This is a genomic window from Streptomyces sp. NPDC000983 (assembly GCF_040299205.1).
Taxonomy (GTDB): Bacteria; Actinomycetota; Actinomycetes; order Streptomycetales; family Streptomycetaceae; genus Streptomyces.
Map to the genome: position 1 here is coordinate 128,113 of NZ_JBEPBM010000001.1, position 21,438 is coordinate 149,550.

Annotated in this window: 4 protein-coding genes; 2 read left to right on the forward strand and 2 right to left on the reverse strand. The window is 74.1% G+C overall.

The features are described from left to right. Window position 1: 1 nt before the first annotated feature. Window positions 2-1,042, reverse strand: a complete 1,041-nt coding sequence (locus ABT296_RS00435) for a FecCD family ABC transporter permease (protein WP_351922117.1) — start codon at window positions 1,040-1,042, stop codon at window positions 2-4. A gap of 175 nt (window positions 1,043-1,217) precedes the next feature. Here ABT296_RS00435 and ABT296_RS00440 point away from each other — a divergent pair, with 175 nt between their 5' ends. Further along, window positions 1,218-20,069 carry a non-ribosomal peptide synthetase gene (locus tag ABT296_RS00440; RefSeq protein ID WP_351922118.1) on the forward strand — a complete coding sequence of 6,284 codons (18,852 nt, stop codon included), beginning with the start codon at window positions 1,218-1,220 and terminating at the stop codon, window positions 20,067-20,069. A gap of 21 nt (window positions 20,070-20,090) precedes the next feature. After that, the gene (locus ABT296_RS00445) at window positions 20,091-20,300 is read left to right on the forward strand and encodes an MbtH family protein (protein WP_351922119.1); all 210 of its coding nucleotides are present in this window, start codon (window positions 20,091-20,093) and stop codon (window positions 20,298-20,300) included. Window positions 20,301-20,359: 59 nt separating this feature from the next. Here the strand turns inward: ABT296_RS00445 and ABT296_RS00450 are convergent, their stop codons facing one another. After that, window positions 20,360-21,424 (reverse strand): iron-siderophore ABC transporter substrate-binding protein, encoded by a 1,065-nt coding sequence (locus ABT296_RS00450; RefSeq protein WP_351922120.1) that lies wholly within the window; start codon window positions 21,422-21,424, stop codon window positions 20,360-20,362. Window positions 21,425-21,438: the final 14 nt, after the last annotated feature.

A 21,438-nucleotide genomic window follows, 5' to 3' on the forward strand; every position in this document is an offset into this window, starting at 1 on the left:
CTCACAGCTCCGCGAGTCGTCGGCGGCGCACCAGTGCGATGAAGAACGGGCCGCCGAGGAAGGCGACCAGGACGCCGGCCTGGATCTCGACGGGCCGGTCGATGAGCCGTCCGACGATGTCCGCGGCCAGCAGCAGACAGGGTGCGAGGACCGCGGACAGCGGGAGCAGCCAGCGGTGGTCGGGGCCGATCCCGGCGGCCTGCGCGAGGACGCGGGCGATGTGCGGGACGACCAGGCCGACGAAGACGACGGGCCCGATCACGGCCACCGCGCCGCCGGTGAGCAGGGTGACCGCCAGGACGCCCTGGACGCGGACCAGGCCGAGCCGCAGCCCCAGCGAACGGGCGACGTCGTCGCCGAGCGCCAGGCGGTTCAGCGCGGGCGCGCAGGCCAGCGCCAGGACGGCACCGACGCCGAGGAAGGGCAGGACCCGCAGCAGGACTTCCTCGTTCTGGTTGGCCAGCGAGCCCGCGGACCAGAAGCGGTAGCGGTTCAGCGCGTCAGGGTCGGTGAGGGCGATGGCGCTGGTCAGGGAGAACAGCAGCGAGGTGACCGCGACACCGGCCAGCGCCAGCTTCACCGGTGTGCTCCCGGAGCGGCCGAGCCCGCCCAGCAGGTAGACCAGGACGCTGGCCGCGAGCGCCCCGGCGAAGGCGAACCAGATGTAGCCGTAGACGGAGCTGATACCGACGACTCCGACCGACAGGACGACGGCGAAGGCGGCGCCCGCGCTGACGCCGAGGATGCCGGGGTCGGCCAGCGGGTTGCGGGTCAGCGCCTGCATCAGCGCGCCGGCCAGGCCGAGCGCGGCGCCGGTGGCGAGGCCCAGCGCGGTGCGCGGCAGCCGGACCGACCAGATGACGTTGTCGATCCGGGAACTGGGCGGATCGCCGAGCAGGGTGTGCCAGACCTGGTCGAGGGGGACGCTGAGCGCGCCGAACGCCATCGACAGACCGCACAGGGTCAGCAGCGCCGCGCCGGACAGCGCGAGCAGGAGTACCGCGCGGGGGCCTTTGGCCGCCCGGACCGCCGAGGTCCCCACGTCACTTCCTTCGGTCAGCCTTACCTTAACTGGGGTGACTTTAGGACGAGTTCGTCCCGCGTCTCATCCCCTTGGGCAAATCTGTGTCCGCCCTATTAATTAGGTAACCCTTACCTTACTATGGCGCCGACCCCCGGCCCAGGGCCGGGAACGACCCCGGGGAGGGCGCGCTGCTGTGTGCGGTTCCGAGGAAGTCCTGGCCCATTGGCAGCGGTTGCTGACACCGCTTCCGCTGGAGATCTCACTGCCCGCCGACCGACCTCATCCGCCCGAGCCGGACCCCGGACGAAGGACCCGCGCCATCGGCGCGGTCCCGGACGCCACCGACACCGAACTGCTCACCGCCTTCGTGGCGTTGCTGCACCGCTACGGCCAGACCACCGACATCACCGTCGGCCACGACGGACTGCCCCTGCGCGTCCGGACCGACCACGAGCCCACCTTCCAGGGGCTGTTGCTCCGGGTGGAACAGGCGTGGGCGGAGGCCGAGAACCACCGGCTGCCCCTCTCCATGCTGATCGACGAACTGCACCCCCGCCCCACCCGCGGCGGCGGCCGGTTCTTCAACACCGTGTTCGAGACCGCGGCCCGCCCCGCCGGCGAACTGCCCGGCCCGGTCGACCTGTTGCTGCGGGTGGAGGACGGCGAGGCGCGGGCCACGTACGACCCCCGGCTGTTCGACGACACCACCGTCGACCGGCTCCTCGGCCACTACCGGACCCTGCTCGCCGACGGGCTCGGCTGGCCCGAGACCCCCCTCGACCGGCTGGAGCTGCTGGACGAGCGGGAGTACCGGCGGATCGTCCACGACTGGAACGCCACCGAGCACACCGTGCCGGCCGCCACCTGGCCCGCCATGTTCGCCGAGCAGGTCCGCGCCCGCCCGGACGCCGTCGCCCTGGTCCTGGAGGACGAGCGGCTGACCTACGCCGAGCTGGACGAGCGCGCCAACCGGCTCGCCCACGCCCTCCTCGCGCGCGGCGCCGGACCCGAGCGCATCGTGGCGCTGGCCCTGCCCCGCTCCGTCGACCTGATCGTCGCCGAGGTCGCCGTCCTGAAGTCGGGCGCCGCCTATCTGCCGATCGACCACGACTACCCCGCCGACCGCATCGCCTACATGCTCGCCGACGCCGGGCCCGTCTGCGTCGTCACCACCGAGGAGACGGCCCGGGACCTGCCCGGGCAGGACGGCACCGCGCCGCTGGCGCTCGACGCCCCCGCCACGGCCGCCGAGCTGGCCGCGCGCCCCGCCCACGACCCCACCGCGGCGGACCGCGGCGCGCCGCTCACCGTCGACAGCGCCGCCTACGTCATCTACACCTCCGGCTCGACCGGCCGCCCCAAGGGCGTCGTCCTCGCGCACAGCGGGGTCGCCAAACTCGTCGCCACCCAGTCGGAACGCTTCGGCATCGGCCCGCACAGCCGCGTCCTGCAGTTCGCCTCGCCCAGCTTCGACGTCGCCTTCTGGGACCTGTGCCTCGGCCTGCTCTCCGGCGGCCGCCTGGTCGTCGTACCGGCCGAACGCCGGGTGCCCGGCGCGCCGCTCGCCGACTACGCCCACGCGCACGGCATCACCTTCATGATCCTGCCGCCCGCGCTCCTCGCCGCCATGCCGGACGACGTCCACCTGCCGCCCACCGCGACCCTGCTCGCCGGCACCGAGCGGGTCTCCCCGGAACTCGTGGGCCGCTACGCCCGCGGACGGATGATGTTCAACGCCTACGGGCCGACCGAGGCGACCACCAACTCCACGCTCGGACTGTGCGATCCGGACATCCCGGCCGGCGCCGTCGTACCGATCGGCGTGCCCGACCCGGGCACCCGCGCCTACGTCCTGGACGCCTACCTCCGGCCCGTCCCCGCCGGACTCACCGGAGAGCTCTACCTCGGCGGCGCCGGACTCGCCCGCGGCTACCTCGGCCGGCCCGACCTGACCGCCGAACGGTTCGTCGCCGACCCCTTCGGCGCACCCGGCGAACGCCTCTACCGCACCGGCGACCTGGTGCGCTGGCGGGCCGACGGACGGCTGGAGTTCCTCGGCCGCGCGGACGCCCAGATCAAGATCCGCGGGTTCCGGATCGAGCCCGGCGAGATCGAGTCCGTGCTCCGCGGCCACGCGGCCGTCGACCAGGTCACCGTCGTCGCCCGCGAGGACCGCCCCGGCGACCGGCGTCTCGTCGGCTACGTCGTCCCGAGCCTCGACCGGTCGCGCCACGACGCCGCCGACGCCCGGGTCGAGGAGTGGAAGGAGGTGCACGAACTCCTCTACGGCGCCGCCGGTTCGGAGAGCCCGCGCGAGAACTTCGCGGGCTGGAACAGCATGTACGACGGCACGCCCATCCCGGTCGCCGAGATGCGCGAGTGGCGTGAGGCCACCGTCGCCGGCATCCGTGAACTCGGGTCGGCCCGAAGCGTGTTGGAGATCGGCGTCGGCAGCGGACTGATCCTGTCCCGGATCGCCCCCGACTGCGAGAGCTACTGGGGCACCGACCTCTCCCAGGAGGCGATCCAGGCACTGCGCGCCCAGGTGGCGGCCGATCCGGAGCTGGCCGGCAGGGTCGAGCTGAGCGCCCGCCCCGCGCACGACACCGAGGGGCTCCCGGAGGGCTTCTTCGACACGGTCGTCATCAACTCCGTCGCCCAGTACTTCCCCGACGCCGGCTACCTGGAGGACGTACTGCGGCGGGCCGCGCGCCTGCTGGCCCCGGGCGGCCGGATCTTCGTCGGCGACGTGCGCAACCTCCGTCTGCTGCGCACCCTGCGGGCGGCCGTGGAGACCCGGCGGGCCCCGGAGGGCGGCGACCCCGACAAGAGCGCGCTGCGCGAGGCCGTCGAACGCTCGGTCAGCTGGGAGGGCGAACTCCTGCTGGACCCCGACTACTTCGCCTCCCTCGACGGCTTCACCGCCGACATCCGCCTCAAGCGGGCCGCCCACCACAACGAACTGAGCCGCTACCGCTACGACGTCGTCCTGCGCCCCGGCACCGGTACGGCGGCCCCCGCCCCCTACGAGCGCGAGATCTCCTGGGCCACCGCCGGGGACCTCACCGCCCTGGCCGCGCTGCTCGCCGAGGAGCCGCCCCGGCTCAGGGTCACCGGTGTGCCCAACGCCAGGCTCGCCGACGACCTGACGGACCTGCGCGCCCTGGAGGGCAGCAGCCGCGAGCCGGCGCCCGGGGTCGACCCCGAGGACGTCCACGCCCTCGCCGCCCGGCACGGGTACGCGGCCGCGCTGACCTGGAACGGCACGGCGGACGACGGCGCGTTCGACGCGGTGCTCACGCCAAGGCCCGCCGGCGACGAAGCCGGGTTGTGCGCAGGCCCGTACCGCCCCGCCGGTGCCTACCCCCTCGCCAACCGCCCCGCTCCCTTCCGGGACGTCGCCGCGCTGATGCGGACCCTGCGTGCGCACGCCGCCGAGTGGCTGCCCGACTACATGGTCCCGTCGGCGCTGGTCCCCCTGCACGCGCTGCCGGTCACACCGAGCGGCAAGATCGACGCCCGTGCCCTGCCCGCCCCCGACTTCGGCGCGATGAGCTCCGGACGCGCCCCCGAGACGCCCCGCGAGAAGCTGCTCTGCTCCCTGTTCGCCGAGGTCCTCCGGCTGGACTCGGTCACCGCCGAGGACGACTTCCTCGCCCTGGGCGGCGACAGCATCACCGCCATCCAACTCCTCATCCGGGCGCGGGAGTCGGGGCTGGCCCTCACCACCCGGGACGTCTTCCGGCACCGCACCGCCGAGTCCCTCGCCCGGGCCGCGGTCGAGCGGGTCGCCGAGGACACCGAGCACACCCCGCTGGTGGAACTTGCCCCCGCCGAACTCGACGAACTCCAGGGCGCCCACCCCCTCGACATCGCCGAACTCCTCCCGCTGACCCCGCTCCAGCAGGGCTTCTTCTTCCACGCCCTGACCAGCGGCACCCACGGCGACGCCTACGTCGTCCAGCAGGTCCTCGACCTGGCCGGACCGGTCGACGGCGCCACCCTGCGCCGGGCCGCGCAGCACCTCCTGGACCGGCACGCACCCCTGCGCGCCGCCTTCCGGCAGGGCCCCGACGGCACCCCCGTGCAGATCATCACCCGGAACGCGGAACTGCCCTGGCGGGAGGTCGACCTCTCCGCCCAGGACGGAACCGTCCGGGAGGCCCTCGGCGAGGCCGTGGCCGCCGACGAGCGCGCCGCCGGCTTCGACCCGGCCGCGCCGCCCCTGCTGCGCTGCGCGCTGATCCGCCTGGGAGAACACCGCCACCGACTGGTCCTGACGTTCCATCACATCGTCGCCGACGGATGGTCGCTGCCCGTCCTGCACCGCGAACTGATGGCCTGCTACGGCACCGACACCCCGGACCTCCCCGAAGTGGCGCCCTACGAAGGCTTCCTGCGCAGACTCGCCGCGCAGGACCGCGACGCGGCCCGCACGGCCTGGCGCACGGCGCTCGCGGGGCTCGACGAGGCCACCCGGCTCGTCGGCACCCCGGCCACCGGTGCGCCCGTCCACCCCGCGCACGTCCGGGTGGAACTCTCCGAGCGGACCACCGCCCGGCTCGTGGAGCGCGCCCGCGCGCACCAAGTCACCCTCGGCACCGTCGTCCAGGCCGCCTGGGGCCTGCTCCTGGGCCGGCTCACCGGCCGCGACGACGTGGTGTTCGGCACCACCGTCTCCGGCCGGGACAGCGAGGTCGACGGCATCGCCTCCATGGTCGGCCTGTTCATCAACACCCTGCCGACCCGACTGAGCTGGACGCCCGCCGAACCGCTCGGGGAACTCCTGACCCGCCTCCAGGAGGAACAGGCCCGCCTCCTCGACCACCAGCACCTCGGGCTGGCCGAGATCCAGCGGCTCACCGGCCACGCCGGCGAGGGCGAACTCTTCGACACCCTCGTGGTGTTCGAGAACTATCCGGCCGAGGACGACCTGCGCGACCCCTCGGGCACCGTACGGATCACCGGCGACGCCTTCCACGACGCCGTGCACTACCCCCTCGCCCTCGTCGTCAAGCCGGGGGAGCGGCTCGACCTGCGGCTCAAGCACCACGCCGACCGGCTCGACGGCGACACCGTACGGGTCCTCGGCGACCGCCTCGTCCGCGTGCTCGACGCGATCGCCGCCGACCCGGCCCGGCCCACCGCCTCCGTGGACCTGCTCTCCCCGGACGAGGCACTGCGCGCCCACCCGGCCGGCGAGGAACACGCCGTCCCGGAGACGACCCTGGCCCGCGCCTTCGCCGACCAGGCCGCCCGCACCCCGGACGCCACCGCCGTGGTATTCGCCGGTGAACGGCTCACCTACGCCGAACTCGACGCGCGCGCCGAGGCGTTGGCCGTACGGCTGCGCGCCCGGGGCGCGACGCCCGGGACGTTCGTCGCCGTCGCCGTCCCCCGCTCGGCCGAACTGATGGTGGCACTGCTCGGCGTCCTGAAGTCCGGCGCCGCCTACCTGCCCGTCGACCCGGACTACCCGGCGGACCGCGTCGCCCACATGCTCGCGGACTCCCGGGCCACCACGGTGGTCACCCTGAGCACGACCGCCGACCGCCTCCCCGCCGAGGCCGCAGACACGATCCTCCTCCTCGACCGCGACGAAGACCTCCGCGAAGACCTCCGCGAAGACCTCCATGCATACGGCGACGAGGTCCGCCACGAACCCCCGGCCCGGCCCGCCGAGACGCGCGAGGCCCTTCCCGACGACCCCGCCTACCTCATCTACACCTCCGGTTCCACCGGCCTGCCCAAGGGCGTGATCGTCACCCACCGGGCCATCGTCAACCGGCTCGCCTGGATGCAGGGCGCCTACCCGCTGACCGCCCACGACCGGGTGCTGCAGAAGACGCCGTCCAGCTTCGACGTCTCCGTGTGGGAGTTCTTCTGGCCGCTCCTGGAGGGCGCGGCCGTCGTCCTCGCCCGCCCCGACGGCCACCGCGACCCCGCTCACCTGGTCTCGCTGGTACGGCAGGAGGCGGTCACCACCCTGCACTTCGTGCCGTCCATGCTGGAGGCGTTCCTCCAGGCCGACGAGGTCACCGAGGACTCCTCCTGGGCGGCCTCCCTGCGCCGGGTGCTGAGCAGCGGCGAGGCCCTACCGGCCGCCGCCGCCCGCCGCTGGCGGGAGCTGACCGGCGTACCGCTGCACAACCTGTACGGACCCACCGAGGCCGCCGTCGACGTCACCCACCACCCCTGCGGGGACGACGACGAGGGCACCTCCGTGCCCATCGGCCGACCCGTGTGGAACACCGGCCTGCGCGTGCTCGACACCTGTCTGCGGCCGGTCCCCGACGGCGTCCCCGGCGAGCTGTACCTGACCGGCGTGCAGCTCGCCCGCGGCTACCACGACCGCCCCGCGCTGACCGCCGAACGGTTCACCGCCGACCCCTACGGCCCGCGCGGCAGCCGGATGTACCGCACCGGAGACCTGGTCCGCCGCCGCCCCGACGGCGTCATCGAATACCTGGGCCGCACCGACCGGCAGGTCAAACTGCGCGGCAACCGCATCGAACCCGGCGAGATCGAGGCCGCCCTGACCCGGCTGCCGGCCGTCGCCGGGGCCGCGGTGACGGTACGGGACAACGCGCTCGTCGCCTACGTCGTACCGGCCGCCGGGGCGGAGACCGAACCCGCCGCCCTGCGCGACGCCCTCGCGGACGCGCTGCCCGCGGCGATGGTGCCGACCGCCTACGTCGTCCTCGACGCCCTGCCGCTGACGCCCAGCGGCAAGCTGGACCGGGGCGCACTGCCCGCACCGCGCGCCGTACGGGCCGAGGCACGCGCCCCGCGCAACCCGCGCGAGCAGCTCCTCACGGAGATCTTCGCCGCCGTGCTGAAGCTGCCCGACGCCGGCGTCGACGACGACTTCTTCCTGCTCGGCGGGGACAGCATCAGCTCCATCGCCGTCGCCAGCCGGGCCCGCCGCGCCGGACTGGCGATCGGCCCCCGCGAGGTCTTCGAACACCGCACACCGGCCGCGCTCGCCGCCGCGGCCGGTGTGGAGGACACCTCGGCAGCCCCGCGGCCGTCCGTGTTCGCGCTCACCGACGAGGAACGCGCCCGCGTCGAACGGCTCGCACCCGGCCGCGTCGAGGACGTCTGGCCGCTCGCCCCCCTCCAGGAGGGCCTGTTCTTCCACTCCACCTACGACGACGGCGCCCTCGACGTCTACACCGTCCACGAGTCCTTCGACTTCACCGCCGGAGTCGACGCCGAACGGCTGCGCGCCGCGACCCGCACCCTGCTGGCCCGCAACCCCTCCCTGCGCGCCGGGTTCACCAGCGAGGGACTGCGCCAGCCGGTGCAGTTCATCGTGCGCGACGCCGGGGTCCCGCTCACCGAGATCGACCTGTCCGCGCTGACGGCGGCCCAACAGGACGTGCGGATGGCTGAGTTGATGGACCAGTCGCGCGCCCGCCGCTTCGACCTCGGCGACCCCCTGCTCTTCCGGATGCTGCTGGTGCGCCTCGGTGAGGGGCGCGGCGACCGGCTCGTCGTCGGCCGCCACCTGATCCTCTGGGACGGCTGGTCGGCCTGGCTCTTCCTCGACCAGCTGTTCGCGCTGTACGAGAGCGGCGGCGACCCGGCCGGCCTCGCCCGCCCCGGCTCCTACCGCGACTACCTGACCTGGCTGGAGCAGCAGGACGACACCGGCGCGACCCGGGCCTGGCGCACCGCGCTCGCCGGCTTCGAGGAACCCACCCTGCTGGTCCCGGCCGTGGACGACCGCGGCCTGGAACCCGTCGTCCCCGAGCATCTGGAGGCCGTCCTCGACCCCGGCACCGCGGCCCGCCTGCGGGACACCGCACGGCAGCACGGACTGACCCTCAACACCGTGCTGAACGCCGCCTGGGGCCTGGTCCTCGCCGGGGCGTCCGGCCGCGCCGACATCGCCTTCGGCACGACCGTCGCCGGGCGGCCCAGCGAGGTGCCGGACGTCGAGAACGTCATCGGCATGTTCCTCAACACCGTGCCCGCCCGGATCGCCTTCGACCCGCGCGAGCCGGTCCTCGACCTGCTCCGCCGCGTCCAGCGCGAACGCCTCGACGTCATGCCGTACGAACACCTCGGCCTCGGCGTGCTCCAGGCCGAGACCGGACACCGGCGGCTGTTCGACACCCTGTTCGTGCTCCGCAACGCCGACACCGACGAGCGGCTCGCCGCACTGCGCGAGCGGCACGGGGCGACCGCGGTCGCCAACGTCGACGCCACGCACTACCCGGCCAACCTCGTTGTCACCCCCGGCGAACGGGTCCGCGTCACCCTCGCCTACCGGCCCGACCTGCTGGACGAGGCGTACGCGCGCGGCCTTCTCGACCGATTCGTGCTGCTCACCGGCCGCCTGACGGCCGACCCGACGGCGCCCGTCGGCTCCCTCTCGGCCCTGCTGCCCGCCGAGGCGGACGCCCTGGCCCGCGAGGAGGAGCGGCAGCGCCAGCCCGTGCCGCACGAGACGGTCGCCGACATGCTCGCCGCGCAGGCCGCCCGCACCCCCGACGCCACCGCCCTGGTCTTCGGCGCCCAGCGGATCAGCTACGCCGAACTCGACGCCCGCTGCGACCGCATGGCCCGGCTGCTGATCGCCCGCGGCGCGGGACCCGAGCGGGTCGTCGCGCTCGGCCTGCCGCGCTCGATCGACACGGTGGTGGCGCTCTTCGCGGTACTGCGCACCGGAGCCGCCTACCTGCCGCTGGAGCTGGACCACCCCGCCGAGCGGCTGTCGCTGATGCTCGCCGACGCCCGCCCCCTGCTCCTGCTCTCCACGACCGCCGTCTCCCACACCCTCACCGGCGACACCCCGCGCCTCCTCCTCGACGACCCCGAGACGGCGGCCGAACTCGCCGCCCTGCCCGACGGCCCCGTACGGGTGTCCTTCAGCCTGGACCACCCCGCCTACGTGATCTACACCTCCGGCTCCACCGGCCGCCCCAAGGGCGTCGTCACGCCCTACGTCGGCCTGACCAACATGCAGCTCAACCACCAGAAGGAGATCTTCGCCCCGGCCGTCGCCTCGGCCGGCGGACGGCGCCTGCGCATCGCGCACACCGTGTCCTTCGCCTTCGACATGTCCTGGGAGGAGCTGCTGTGGCTCGTCGAGGGCCATGAAGTGCACATCTGCGACGAGGAGTTGCGCCGCGACGCCATCGCGCTGGTCGCCTACTGCGAGGAACACTGCGTCGACGTCGTGAACGTGACCCCGACCTACGCCCATCTCCTCATCGAGGAGGGCCTGTTGGAGGGCCACCGGCCGCCGCTGGTCCTGCTGGGCGGCGAGGCCGTCACCGAGACGGTGTGGAACACCCTGCGGGACACCGAGGGCACCTACGGCTACAACCTGTACGGGCCCACCGAGTACACCATCAACACCCTCGGCGGCGGCACCCACGACAGCGCCACCCCCACCGTCGGCCGCCCCATCCGCGCCACCCGCGCCCGCGTCCTGGACAGCTGGCTCAGGCCGGTCCCGGACGGCGTGGCGGGCGAGCTGTACATCGCCGGCGTGGGCCTGGCCCGCGGCTACCTCGACCGGCCGGGCCTGACCGCCGACCGGTTCGTCGCCGATCCCTACGGCCGCCCCGGCGAGCGGATGTACCGCACCGGCGACCTGGTACGGCGCCGGCCGGACGGCAACCTCGACTTCCTCGGCCGCACCGACGACCAGGTCAAGATCCGCGGCCACCGGGTCGAACTCGGCGAGATCGAGACCGCGCTCGCCCAGCACCCCGAGGTCTCCCAGGCCGCCGTCCTCGCCCGCGACGACACCGCCGCCCCCGGCACCCAGCGCCTCGTCGGCTACGTCGTTGCGGCCGAACCCGACGCCGAGGCCCGCCAGGAGGCCGAGGAGGAGCAGATCGGGGAGTGGCGGGAGATCTACTCCGCCGAGTACACCGAGATCGGCACCGCCGTCCGCACCGAGGACTTCGCCGGCTGGGACAGCTCCTACGACGGGACACCCATCCCGCTGGAGCACATGCGGGAGTGGCGCGAGGCGACCGTCGAACGCATCAGGGAACTCGCCCCCCGGCGCATCCTGGAGATCGGCGTCGGCTCCGGCCTGCTGCTCTCCCGGCTCGCCCCGGACGCGGAGGAGTACTGGGCCACCGACTTCGCGGCGCCCGTCATCCGCAAGCTCGGCGAGGACCTCGCCGCCGACCCGGAACTGGCCCGCAAGGTCCACCTGCACTGCCGGCCCGCCGAGGTCACCGAGGGCCTGCCGGCCGGGTTCTTCGACACCGTCGTCATCAACTCCGTCATCCAGTACTTCCCGAGCCTGGACCACCTCGCCAAGGTCATCCGCGGCGCCATGAAGCTGCTCGCCCCGGGCGGCGCCCTGTTCCTCGGCGACGTACGGGACCTGCGCCAGGCCCGCGTCTTCCAGACCGGCATCCAGCTCGCCCGCACCGGCCCCGAACCCGAGGCGCTGCGCCGGGCCGTGGACCGCGGCCTCGCCCTGGAGAAGGAACTCCTCGTCGACCCCGACTGGTTCAGCACCCTCGGCCTGGGCTGCGAACTGCGCACCAAGGCCGGCCGGCACCACAACGAACTCACCCGCTACCGCTACGACGTCGTCCTGTACGCCGACACCGAACCCGCCCTCCGACTGGACGACGCACCCGAACTCCCGTGGGGCACGGACCTCCACGCCCGCCTCGACGGCACCGGACCCCTCCGGGTCCGCGCGATCCCCGACGCGCGCACGGCCGAGGACCTCGCCGCCCTGCGCGCCACGGAGTCGGCGCCGACCCCGGCCCCCGGCGAGGAGCCCGAGGACATCCGGCAGCTCGGCGCCGCGCACGGCTACCGCGTCCTGACCACCTGGTCCGACGAACCCGGCTTCTTCGACGCCGTGTTCGTCCCCGACGGCCGATCCGGCCGCACCCTCGGCCTGCACCGTCCCCGCGCCGACCGGGGCACCGCCCCCTACGCCAACACCCCCACCGCCACCCGCGGTCAGGGCGCCCTCGTGCGCAGGCTGCGCGAGGACCTCGGCCGACGGCTGCCCGGCTACATGGTCCCGGCCGCGTTCGTCGTCCTGCCGCGGCTGCCCATGAACGACAACGGCAAGCTCGACGTCCGCGCCCTGCCCGACGCCGAGCCCGCGGTCGCCCTCTCCCGGGGGCGCGGCCCGGCGACCCCCGTCGAGGAAGTGCTGTGCCGGCTCTTCGCCGAGGTCCTCGGACTGCCCCGCACCGGAGCCGAGGACAACTTCTTCGACCTGGGCGGCCATTCACTCCTCGCGACCCGCCTGATCAGCCGGGCCCGCACCGAACTCGGCGCGGAACTGGCGATCCGCGACCTCTTCGAGGCCCCCACCCCGGAGGCCCTGGCCCTGCGCGCCGGGGCGGGCCGCCCCGCCCGCCCCGTGCTCGCCCCGGTGGACGAACGGCCCGAGCGGATCCCGCTGTCGGCGGCCCAGCGCAGGCTGTGGCTGGTCGAGCGGATCGGCGGCGGCGTCGCCTACAACTTCCCGCTCGTCTTCCGGTTGCGCGGCGCACTCGACGTGGACGCGCTGCGGGCGGCCCTGAGCGATGTGACGGCACGTCATGAAGCACTGCGCACGCGGATCCTCGACGAGGACGGCGAGCCGTACCAGTGGATCGCCGCGCCCGGTGAGGCGGAACCCGAACTGCGGGTCGTCGACTGCGCCGAGCGGGATCTGGCCGTACGCGTCGCGGACGCGCAGCGCCGGCCGTTCGACCTGAGCGTGGAACTGCCGCTGCGGGCCGAGGTGTTGCGGCTCGGGCCGGCCGACCAGGTGGTGGCGCTGATGCTGCACCACATCACCACCGACGAGTGGTCCGACCGGCCCTTCCTCACCGACCTCGACACCGCCTACCGGGCCCGCCGCGAGGGCCGCGCTCCCGACTGGACGCCCCTTCCGGTGCAGTACGCCGACTACACCCTCTGGCAGGACACACTCCTCGCCGAGGTCGGCGCCGCCCAGCTCGCCCACTGGACCGAGACCCTGCGCGGCCTCCCCGAGGAGCTGGCCCTGCCGCTCGACCGGCCCCGCCCGGACACCCCCACGGGCCACGGCGGCCGGGTCCGCCTGGAGCTGGACCCCGGCACCGGCGCCGCCCTGCGGGACCTGTCCCGGTCCACCGGCACCAGCATGTTCATGCTGTTCCAGGCGGCCACCGCCGCGCTGCTGCACCGGCTGGGCGCGGGCGAGGACATCCCGCTCGGCGCACCCGTCGCCGGACGCACCGACGAGGCCCTCGACGACCTGGTCGGCTTCTTCGTCAACACCCTCGTCCTGCGCACCGACCTGTCCGGCGCCGACCTCACCTTCCGGGGCCTGCTCGCCCGGGTCCGGGAGGCGTCCCTGGCCGCCTTCGAGCACCAGGACCTTCCCTTCGACCACGTCGTCGAGGCCCTCAACCCGCCCCGGGAGGCCGGCCGCAACCCGCTCTTCCAGGTGATGCTCGGCTACCACCACCGGCCGGACGGCGACCCCGACGTTCTGGGCCTGCCCACCGAGTGGTTCGACATGGACACCGGCGCCGCCAAGTTCGACCTCCACTTCACCTTCGTGGACGAGACCGGCCGGGGCCGCCTGGTGCTGCTCCTGGAACACGCCCTGGACCGGTGCGACCCGGCGACCGCACGACGCCTGGCCCGGTACCTGGCCCGCCTGCTGGACCAGGTGGCCGCGACGCCGGACCTGCCGGTGCGCGACCTGACCCTGCTCGACACCGACGAACGGCACCGGGTCGTCGAGGGCTGGAACGACACCGCCGCCGACCTGCCCGCGACGACCCTGCCCGAACTCTTCCGCGCCCAGGCGGCCCGCACCCCGGACGCCACGGCCCTGATCAGCGGCGAACAGCGCCTGACCTACGCGGAGCTGGACGCCCGCGTCGAACACACGGCACGGGTCCTGGCCGGTACGGGCGTCGGACCCGAACGCACGGTGGGCGTGGCACTGCCCCGGTCGACCGAACTGGTCGTGGCCCTGCTGGCCGTACACCGGGCGGGCGGGGCGTACCTTCCCCTGGACCCCGGCCAGCCCCCGGAGCGCCTGGCGTTCACCCTGGAGGACGCGGCTCCCGTCCACGTCGTCCGCGACACCCTCCCGGAAGGCCCCGAGGGAGAACTGCCCTCCCGATACGACCCGTTGAGCCCGGCGTACGTGATCTACACATCCGGCTCGACGGGCCGGCCCAAGGGCGTCGCCGTCCCGCACGCGGGCATCGCCAACCGGCTGCTGTGGATGCAGCACACCTACCGGCTCACCGCCGAGGACCGGGTGCTCCAGAAGACCCCGGCCGGGTTCGACGTCTCGGTGTGGGAGTTCTTCTGGCCGCTGATCACCGGCGCCGCCCTCGTCGTCGCCCCGCCCGACAGCCACCGCGAACCCGCCCGGCTCGCCGGGCTGATCCGCGAACACGCCGTCACGACCGTCCACTTCGTGCCCTCCATGCTCCAACGGTTCCTGGAGGAGCCCGCCGCCGCGCACTGCACCGGCCTGCGCCAGGTGATGTGCAGCGGCGAGGCGCTCCCGGCGCCCGTGGCCGAGCACTTCCACCGGCTGCTCCCGGCCCGGCTGCACAACCTGTACGGGCCCACCGAGGCGTCCGTCGACGTCACGGCCACCGAGGTACCCGCGGGGGAGCGGCAGGTCACGATCGGCCGCCCGGTGTGGAACACCCGCGCCTACGTCCTGGACGCCGCCCTGCGTCCCGTCCCGCCCGGCGTGCCCGGCGAGCTGTACCTGGCGGGCGTCCAGCTCGCCCGCGGCTACCTCAACCGCCCCGCCCTCACCGCCGAACGGTTCCTCCCGGACCCCCACGGCGCCCCCGGCACCCGCATGTACCGCACCGGCGACCTCGCCCGCTGGACGGCCGACGGCACGCTCGACTTCCTCGGCCGCACCGACGACCAGGTAAAGATCCGCGGCATCCGCGTCGAACCCGGCGAGGTCGCCGCCGTCCTCACCCGGCACCCGTCCGTCGGGCACGCCGTCGTCGTCGCCCGCGACCAGCGCCTCGTCGCCTACGTGATCCCGGCCGCCGAAGCCAGCGCCGACCCGGCGGAACTGCGCCGCCACAGCGCCGCCGCCCTGCCCGAGCACATGGTGCCCGCGGCCTTCGTCACCCTGGACGCGCTGCCGCTGACGCCCAACGACAAGCTGGACCGGGCGGCCCTGCCCGCCCCCGACTTCGCGGCGGAGGGCACCCCGGGCGGACGCCCCCGCACCCCCCGGGAGGAGATCCTCTGCGCCCTGTTCGCCGACGCCCTCGGCGTGCCCCGGGTCGGCGTCGACGACGACTTCTTCGCCCTGGGCGGCCATTCCCTGCTCGCCATGCGCCTCACCGCACGGATCCGCACCGCCCTCGGCGTCGAGGTGGCCCTGCGCACGGTGTTCGACGCGCGCACGGTGGCCGCGCTCGCCGCCCGGCTCACCGAGGACGGCGCCGCCGGGGCGGCCCGCCCGGCACCGGTCGTCGCCCGGCGTCCCGAGCGGCTGCCGCTCTCCTCCGCCCAGCGCCGCCTGTGGGTGCTGTACCAGGTCGAGGGCCCCAGCGCGACGTACAACATCCCCTCGGCCCTGCGGCTCACCGGCGCGCTGGACGTCGACGCGCTGCGCGCCGCCGTGCACGACCTCGTCGTACGGCACGAGACCCTGCGCACGGTCTTCCCCGACGAGGACGGACGGGCCTTCCAGCTGGTCCTCCCCCCGGACCGGGCCCGGATCCCCTTCGAGGTGGCGGACACCGACGAGGAGCGGCTCCCCGCACTGCTGACCGAGGCCGGCGCCTACGGCTTCGCACTCGACCGCGAACCCCCGCTGCGCGTCCGTGTGTTCCGCACCGGCGAGGACCGGTGGACGCTGCTGCTCCTGCTGCACCACATCGCCGGCGACGAGTGGTCGCAGGCCCCCTTCCACCGCGACCTGGCCCTCGCCTACGCCGCCCGCACCGAGGGCCGGGCCCCGGACTGGGCGCCGCTGCCCCTCCAGTACGCCGACTACACGCTGTGGCAGGAACGCCTGCTGGCCCAGGTCGGCGACGGCCAGATCGCCTACTGGCGGCGTGCGCTGGCCGGGCTGCCGGAAGAACTCGAACTGCCCGCCGACCGGCCCCGGCCCCTGGAGTCCAGCTACCGGGGCGGCTCCGCCGACCTGTCGCTCGACGCCGAACTGGCCGCGGACATCGACCGGTTGGCGAGCGCCAACGGCGTCAGCGTGTTCATGGTGCTCCAGGCCGCCGTGGCGACGCTGCTCACCAGGCTGGGCGCCGGCCACGACATCCCCATCGGCAGCCCCATCTCCGGGCGCACCGACGCCGCCCTGGAGGACCTGGTCGGCTTCTTCCTCAACACCCTGGTCCTGCGCACCGACACCTCCGGCGACCCCACCTTCCGGGAACTCCTCGCCAGGGTGCGGGAGACCGACCTGGCCGCCTTCGACCACCAGGACGTGCCGTTCGAACGCCTGGTGGAGGTCCTCAACCCGGCCCGCTCCCTCGCCCGGCACCCGCTGTTCCAGGTGATGGTCGTGTACCTCACCGCCGGGGAGGAGGAGGCGGGCCTGCCCGGACTGACGGCCCGCCGCGACGAAGTCGCCCAGACGACCGCCAAGTTCGACCTCTCCTTCGACTTCGTGGAGCGCGGCGACGGCAGCGGCGTCGACGGCGTCCTGGAGTACAGCGCCGACCTGTTCGACCACGCCACCGCCCAGTCCTTCGCCGACCGGCTGCGCCGCGTCCTGCGCGCCGTGACCGCCGACCCCGACGTCACCGTGGGCCGGGTCGACGTCCTCGATGCGGACGAACGCCGGCTGCTCGGCGAGGGCTGGCACAGCCGCCCGGCCCTCGCCCCGCCGACGACGGTGCCCGCCCTCTTCCAGGAGCGGGTGCGCACCTGCCCGCAGCGGCCCGCCGTCGCCTCCGACGGCATCGAACTCACCTACGCCGAACTCGACGCCGAGGCCAGCCGGCTCGCCCGCCTCCTCGTGGAACTCGGCGCGGGACCCGAGCGGTTGGTGGCGCTCGCACTGCCCCGCACCGCCCGCTTCCTGGTCGCCGTGCTCGCCGTCCACAAGGCGGGAGCCGCCTACCTGCCCCTCGACCCCGACGCGCCCCGGGAACGCACCGCCGACGTCCTCGACGACGCCCGGCCCGTGCTCACCCTCACCACCCAGGGCCTCGTCGGCATCCTGCCCACGGGCTCGGAGCGGCTGGTCCTGGACGAGCCCGGCACGGCCCGCCGGATCGCCGCCCAGGACGCGTCCGACCTCACCGACACGGACCGCGACCGCCCGCTGACCCCGCTCCACCCCGCCTACGTCATCTACACCTCGGGCTCCACCGGCCGCCCCAAGGGCGTCGTGATCACCCACGAGACCCTCGGCAACCTCTTCCACAGCCACCGCGAGACCCTGTACCGGCCCGCCGTCGAGGCCACCGGGCGGCGCCATCTGCGCGCCGGGCACGCCTGGTCGTTCTTCTTCGACGCCTCCTGGCAGCCCCAGTTGTGGTTGCTCGACGGCCACTGTGTGCACATCGTCTCCGAGGAGGTCCGGCGCGACCCCGAACTGCTCGCCGCGGCCGTGCGCGAGCACCGCCTCGACTTCCTGGAGGTCACTCCGTCGCTCTTCGCCCAGATGGCCGAGAGCGGGCTGCTGGACGGTGACGACTGCCCCCTCGCCGTCGTCGGGGTCGGCGGCGAGGCGGTGCCCCTCGCGCAGTGGCGGCGGCTGGCCGCACTGCGCGGCACCGAGGCGTTCAACCTCTACGGACCGACCGAGTCCACCGTCGACGCCCTGGTGGCCCGGGTCGGCGACAGCGAACGCCCCCTGGTGGGAAGGCCGGTGGCCGGGACGCGGGCCCATGTGCTCGACGGACTCCTGCAACCGGTGCCGCCCGGGGTGACCGGCGAGCTCTACCTCGCGGGCGGCGGACTGGCCCGCGGCTACCTGGGCGCCCCCGCGCTCACCGCGGAACGGTTCGTCGCCGACCCCTTCGGCCCACCCGGCTCCCGCCTCTACCGCACCGGCGACCTCGCCCGCTGGACGTCCGACGGCCGCCTGGACTACCTCGGCCGGGCCGACGACCAGGTCAAGATCCGCGGCTTCCGCGTCGAACCCGCCGAGATCGAGTCCGCCCTCACCACCCACCCCGGCGTCGCACAGGCCCTGGTGACGGTCCATCGGGACGGCGTGCGCACACTGCTGGTGGCCTACGTGGTGGGCGCCCCGGACGCCGCCCCGCCGGACCCGGCGCGGCTGCGCGGGCATGTCGCCGCCCGGCTCCCCGACCACATGGTGCCCGCGGCCGTCGTGGCCCTCGACCGGTTCCCGCAACTGGCCAACGGCAAGCTCGACCGGGCCGCCCTGCCCGCGCCCGACTTCACCGCCCTGTCCTCGGGACGCGCCCCCGGCACCGCGCTCGAAGTGGCGCTGTGCGCCGTCTTCGCCGAGGTCCTCGGTCTGGAACAGGTGGGCGCGGACGACGACTTCTTCGCCCTGGGCGGCGACAGCATCGTGGCGATGCAACTCGTGGGCCGCGCCCGTGCCGCCGGTGTACGGATCACCCCGCGGCTGGTGTTCCGGCACCGCACCGTCGCCGCCCTGGCCGCCGTCGCGGAGACCGCCGACGCCACGGCACCGCGACCCGAGGACGACGGCACCGGCACCGTGCCGCTCACCCCGGTCATGCACTGGCTGCGCGAACTGGGCGGCCCCACCGCCACCTACCACCAGGGCGCGCTCGTCCGGACCCCCGCCGAGCTGGACCTGCCCGGCCTGACCGCCGTCCTCCAGGCGCTGGCCGACCGCCACGACCTGCTCAGGGCCCGTCTGGAGCGGCCCTCCCGGGAGGCACTGGAGGACTGGTCGCTGCACGTCCCGCCTGTCGGCTCGGTGAACGCCGCCGGATGGATCCGACGGGTCGACGTGACCGGCCTCGACGCCGCCGCGCTGGACGGAGCCGTGCGGGAACACGCTCACTCCGCAAGGGCGTTGCTCGATCCGGACGCGGGCGCGATGGTGCGGGCGGTGTGGTTCGACGCGGGCGCAGAGCCCGGCCGCTTGCTGCTGATGGCCCACCACCTCGTCGTGGACGGCGTCTCCTGGCGGGTGCTGCTGCCCGACCTGGCCGCCGCCTGGCGGGATGTCCGCGCCGGGCGGGCGGCGCGCCTCGACCCCGTCGAGACCTCCTTCGCCCGCTGGTCCCGTGTCCTCACCCAACGAGCCCAGGAACCGGCCCTGGAGGCGGAACTTCCCCTGTGGACAGCCGTGTTGGACGGAGGCACCGAACCGCTGCCGCTGACGAGGCCGTTGGACCCCGACCGCGACACCACCGCCACCCAGCGGGAGGTCGTCATGCGACTGCCCGCCGAGCGGACCGGGCCCCTGCTGTCCACCGTGCCCGCCGCGTTCGGCGCCGGAGTCAACGACGTACTGCTCGCCGGGCTCGCCCTGGCCTGCACCGACTGGCGGCGGCGCGCGGGCGGCACCGACACCTCCGTCCTGGTCGACCTGGAGGGCCACGGCCGCGAGGAGGAGCTCGCCGGGGACCGGGCCGATCTCTCCCGCACGGTCGGCTGGTTCACCAGCGTCTACCCGGTGCGGCTGGACTCCGGCACCGCCGAACCCGCCGACGCCTTCGCCGGCGGCCCGGCCGCCGAGCAGACCGTGCGACGGGTCCGTGAACACCTGGCGTCGCTGCCCGCGAGCGGCGTCGGCTACGGCCTGCTGCGCCACCTCAACCCGCGCACCCGCGAGGAGCTGGCCGGCCGGCAAGGAGCGCAGATCGAGTTCAACTACCTCGGCCGCTTCGGCATCCCCGAGGAGACCGACTGGTCGTACGCGCCCGAGGAGGACGCCGCCGACATCGGACCCGAGGCCGCGATGCGCCAGGGACACGCGCTGACCGTCAACGTGGTCACCGAGGACCGGGCGGACGGCCCCGTGCTCACCGCCCACTGGTCGTACCTGGAAGGGCTGTTGCCGCGCGAGACCGTCCAGGACCTCGCCGAGACCTGGTTCCGGGCACTGGAGGGAATCGTCGCCCGGGCCGAGCGCGATCGTCGACCGTAGGACCCTGAGGAGAGGATGACCATGAGCAACCCGTTCGAGGACCCCGAGGGCGTCTACCTGGTTCTCGTCAACGACGAGAACCAGCACAGCCTCTGGCCCGACTTCGCCGACGTGCCGGCCGGCTGGCGCACGGTCCACGGCCCCGCCGCGCGCCAGGACTGCCTGGAGTACGTGGACACGCACTGGACCGACATGCGGCCCCTGAGCCTCGCGGAGGCCATGGACCGCTGACCGCACGCGGAAGAGGGGCGGCCGCCCGGCCGCCCCTCTTCCTCATGCCTTGTCGCGCGTCAGTCGGCGGGCTGCTCCACCGCGGTGTCCGGCTTGCCGTCCACGGCCGCCGCCAGCTGCGGGACCAGCCGCTCCACCACGTACGGCAGGCTCAGCGGGGAGACGAACGAGGTGGCGTTGCCGTAGTCGCTCGACTCGTTGACGAAGACCTCGCGGCCCTCCTTCACGACGCCGAGGTCCTTGTAGGAGGCGTCCTTGTGCAGCTTGCCGGACTCCTTGTCGACGTCGGCGACGATCCAGACCACCGCGTCCTGGTCGAGCAGGTCGGTGCGCTCCTTGCTGATGTTCGCCCCGAACTGGTCACCGATCGCCTTGTCCAGGTCCTTCGGCAGGGCGAAACCGAGCCCGGTCAGCAGCCGGGAGCGCGCGTCCTGACTGCCGAAGACGAACATGCCCTCGTACGGCGTGGCCATCACCGCGCTCGCACCCTTGAACTCGGGGTGCTCCCCGGCCGCGGCCTCGATCTTCGCCTCGGTGTCCGCGACGACCTTCGCCGCCTCCTCCGACTTGCCGAGCGCCTTGCCGATCGTCTCGGTCTGCTCCTGCCACGGCACGCCCCAGTCGTTGTACTCCTTGGGCTGCGCGACCACGGGCGCGAACTTGGACAGCGACTCGTACTGCTCCTTGGTGAGCCCGCCGTACACGGCGAGGATCAGGTCCGGCTTGAGCGCCGCGATCTTCTCCACCTGCGGGCCGGTGCCGGTGTCCTTGAGCACCGTGGGCGCCTCCGCCCCGCCGAGCCTGTCCTCGGCCCAGGGGCCGATCGCGCCCTTGTAGCCGCCGAGCCACTCGGTGGTGCCGACCGGAACCTGGCCGAGCGCCAGCACCGAGTCCTGGTCGGTGAGGCCGACGGTGACGATCCGCTTCGGCTCGGCGTCGACGGTGGTGCTGCCGTACTTGTGGGCGATGGTGACCGGGAAGGCGGACGTCCCGGGTGAGCTCGCCTTCGCTTCGGTGTCCGAGGCGTCGGCGTCGTCGTCGCCGCAGGCCGTGGCGGCGGTGAGGAGGAGGAGAGCGGAGGCGAGGGCGCCGGTGAGCCTTCGGGTTCTGCGCGAGCGGAGCATCGGTGGTCCTTCGG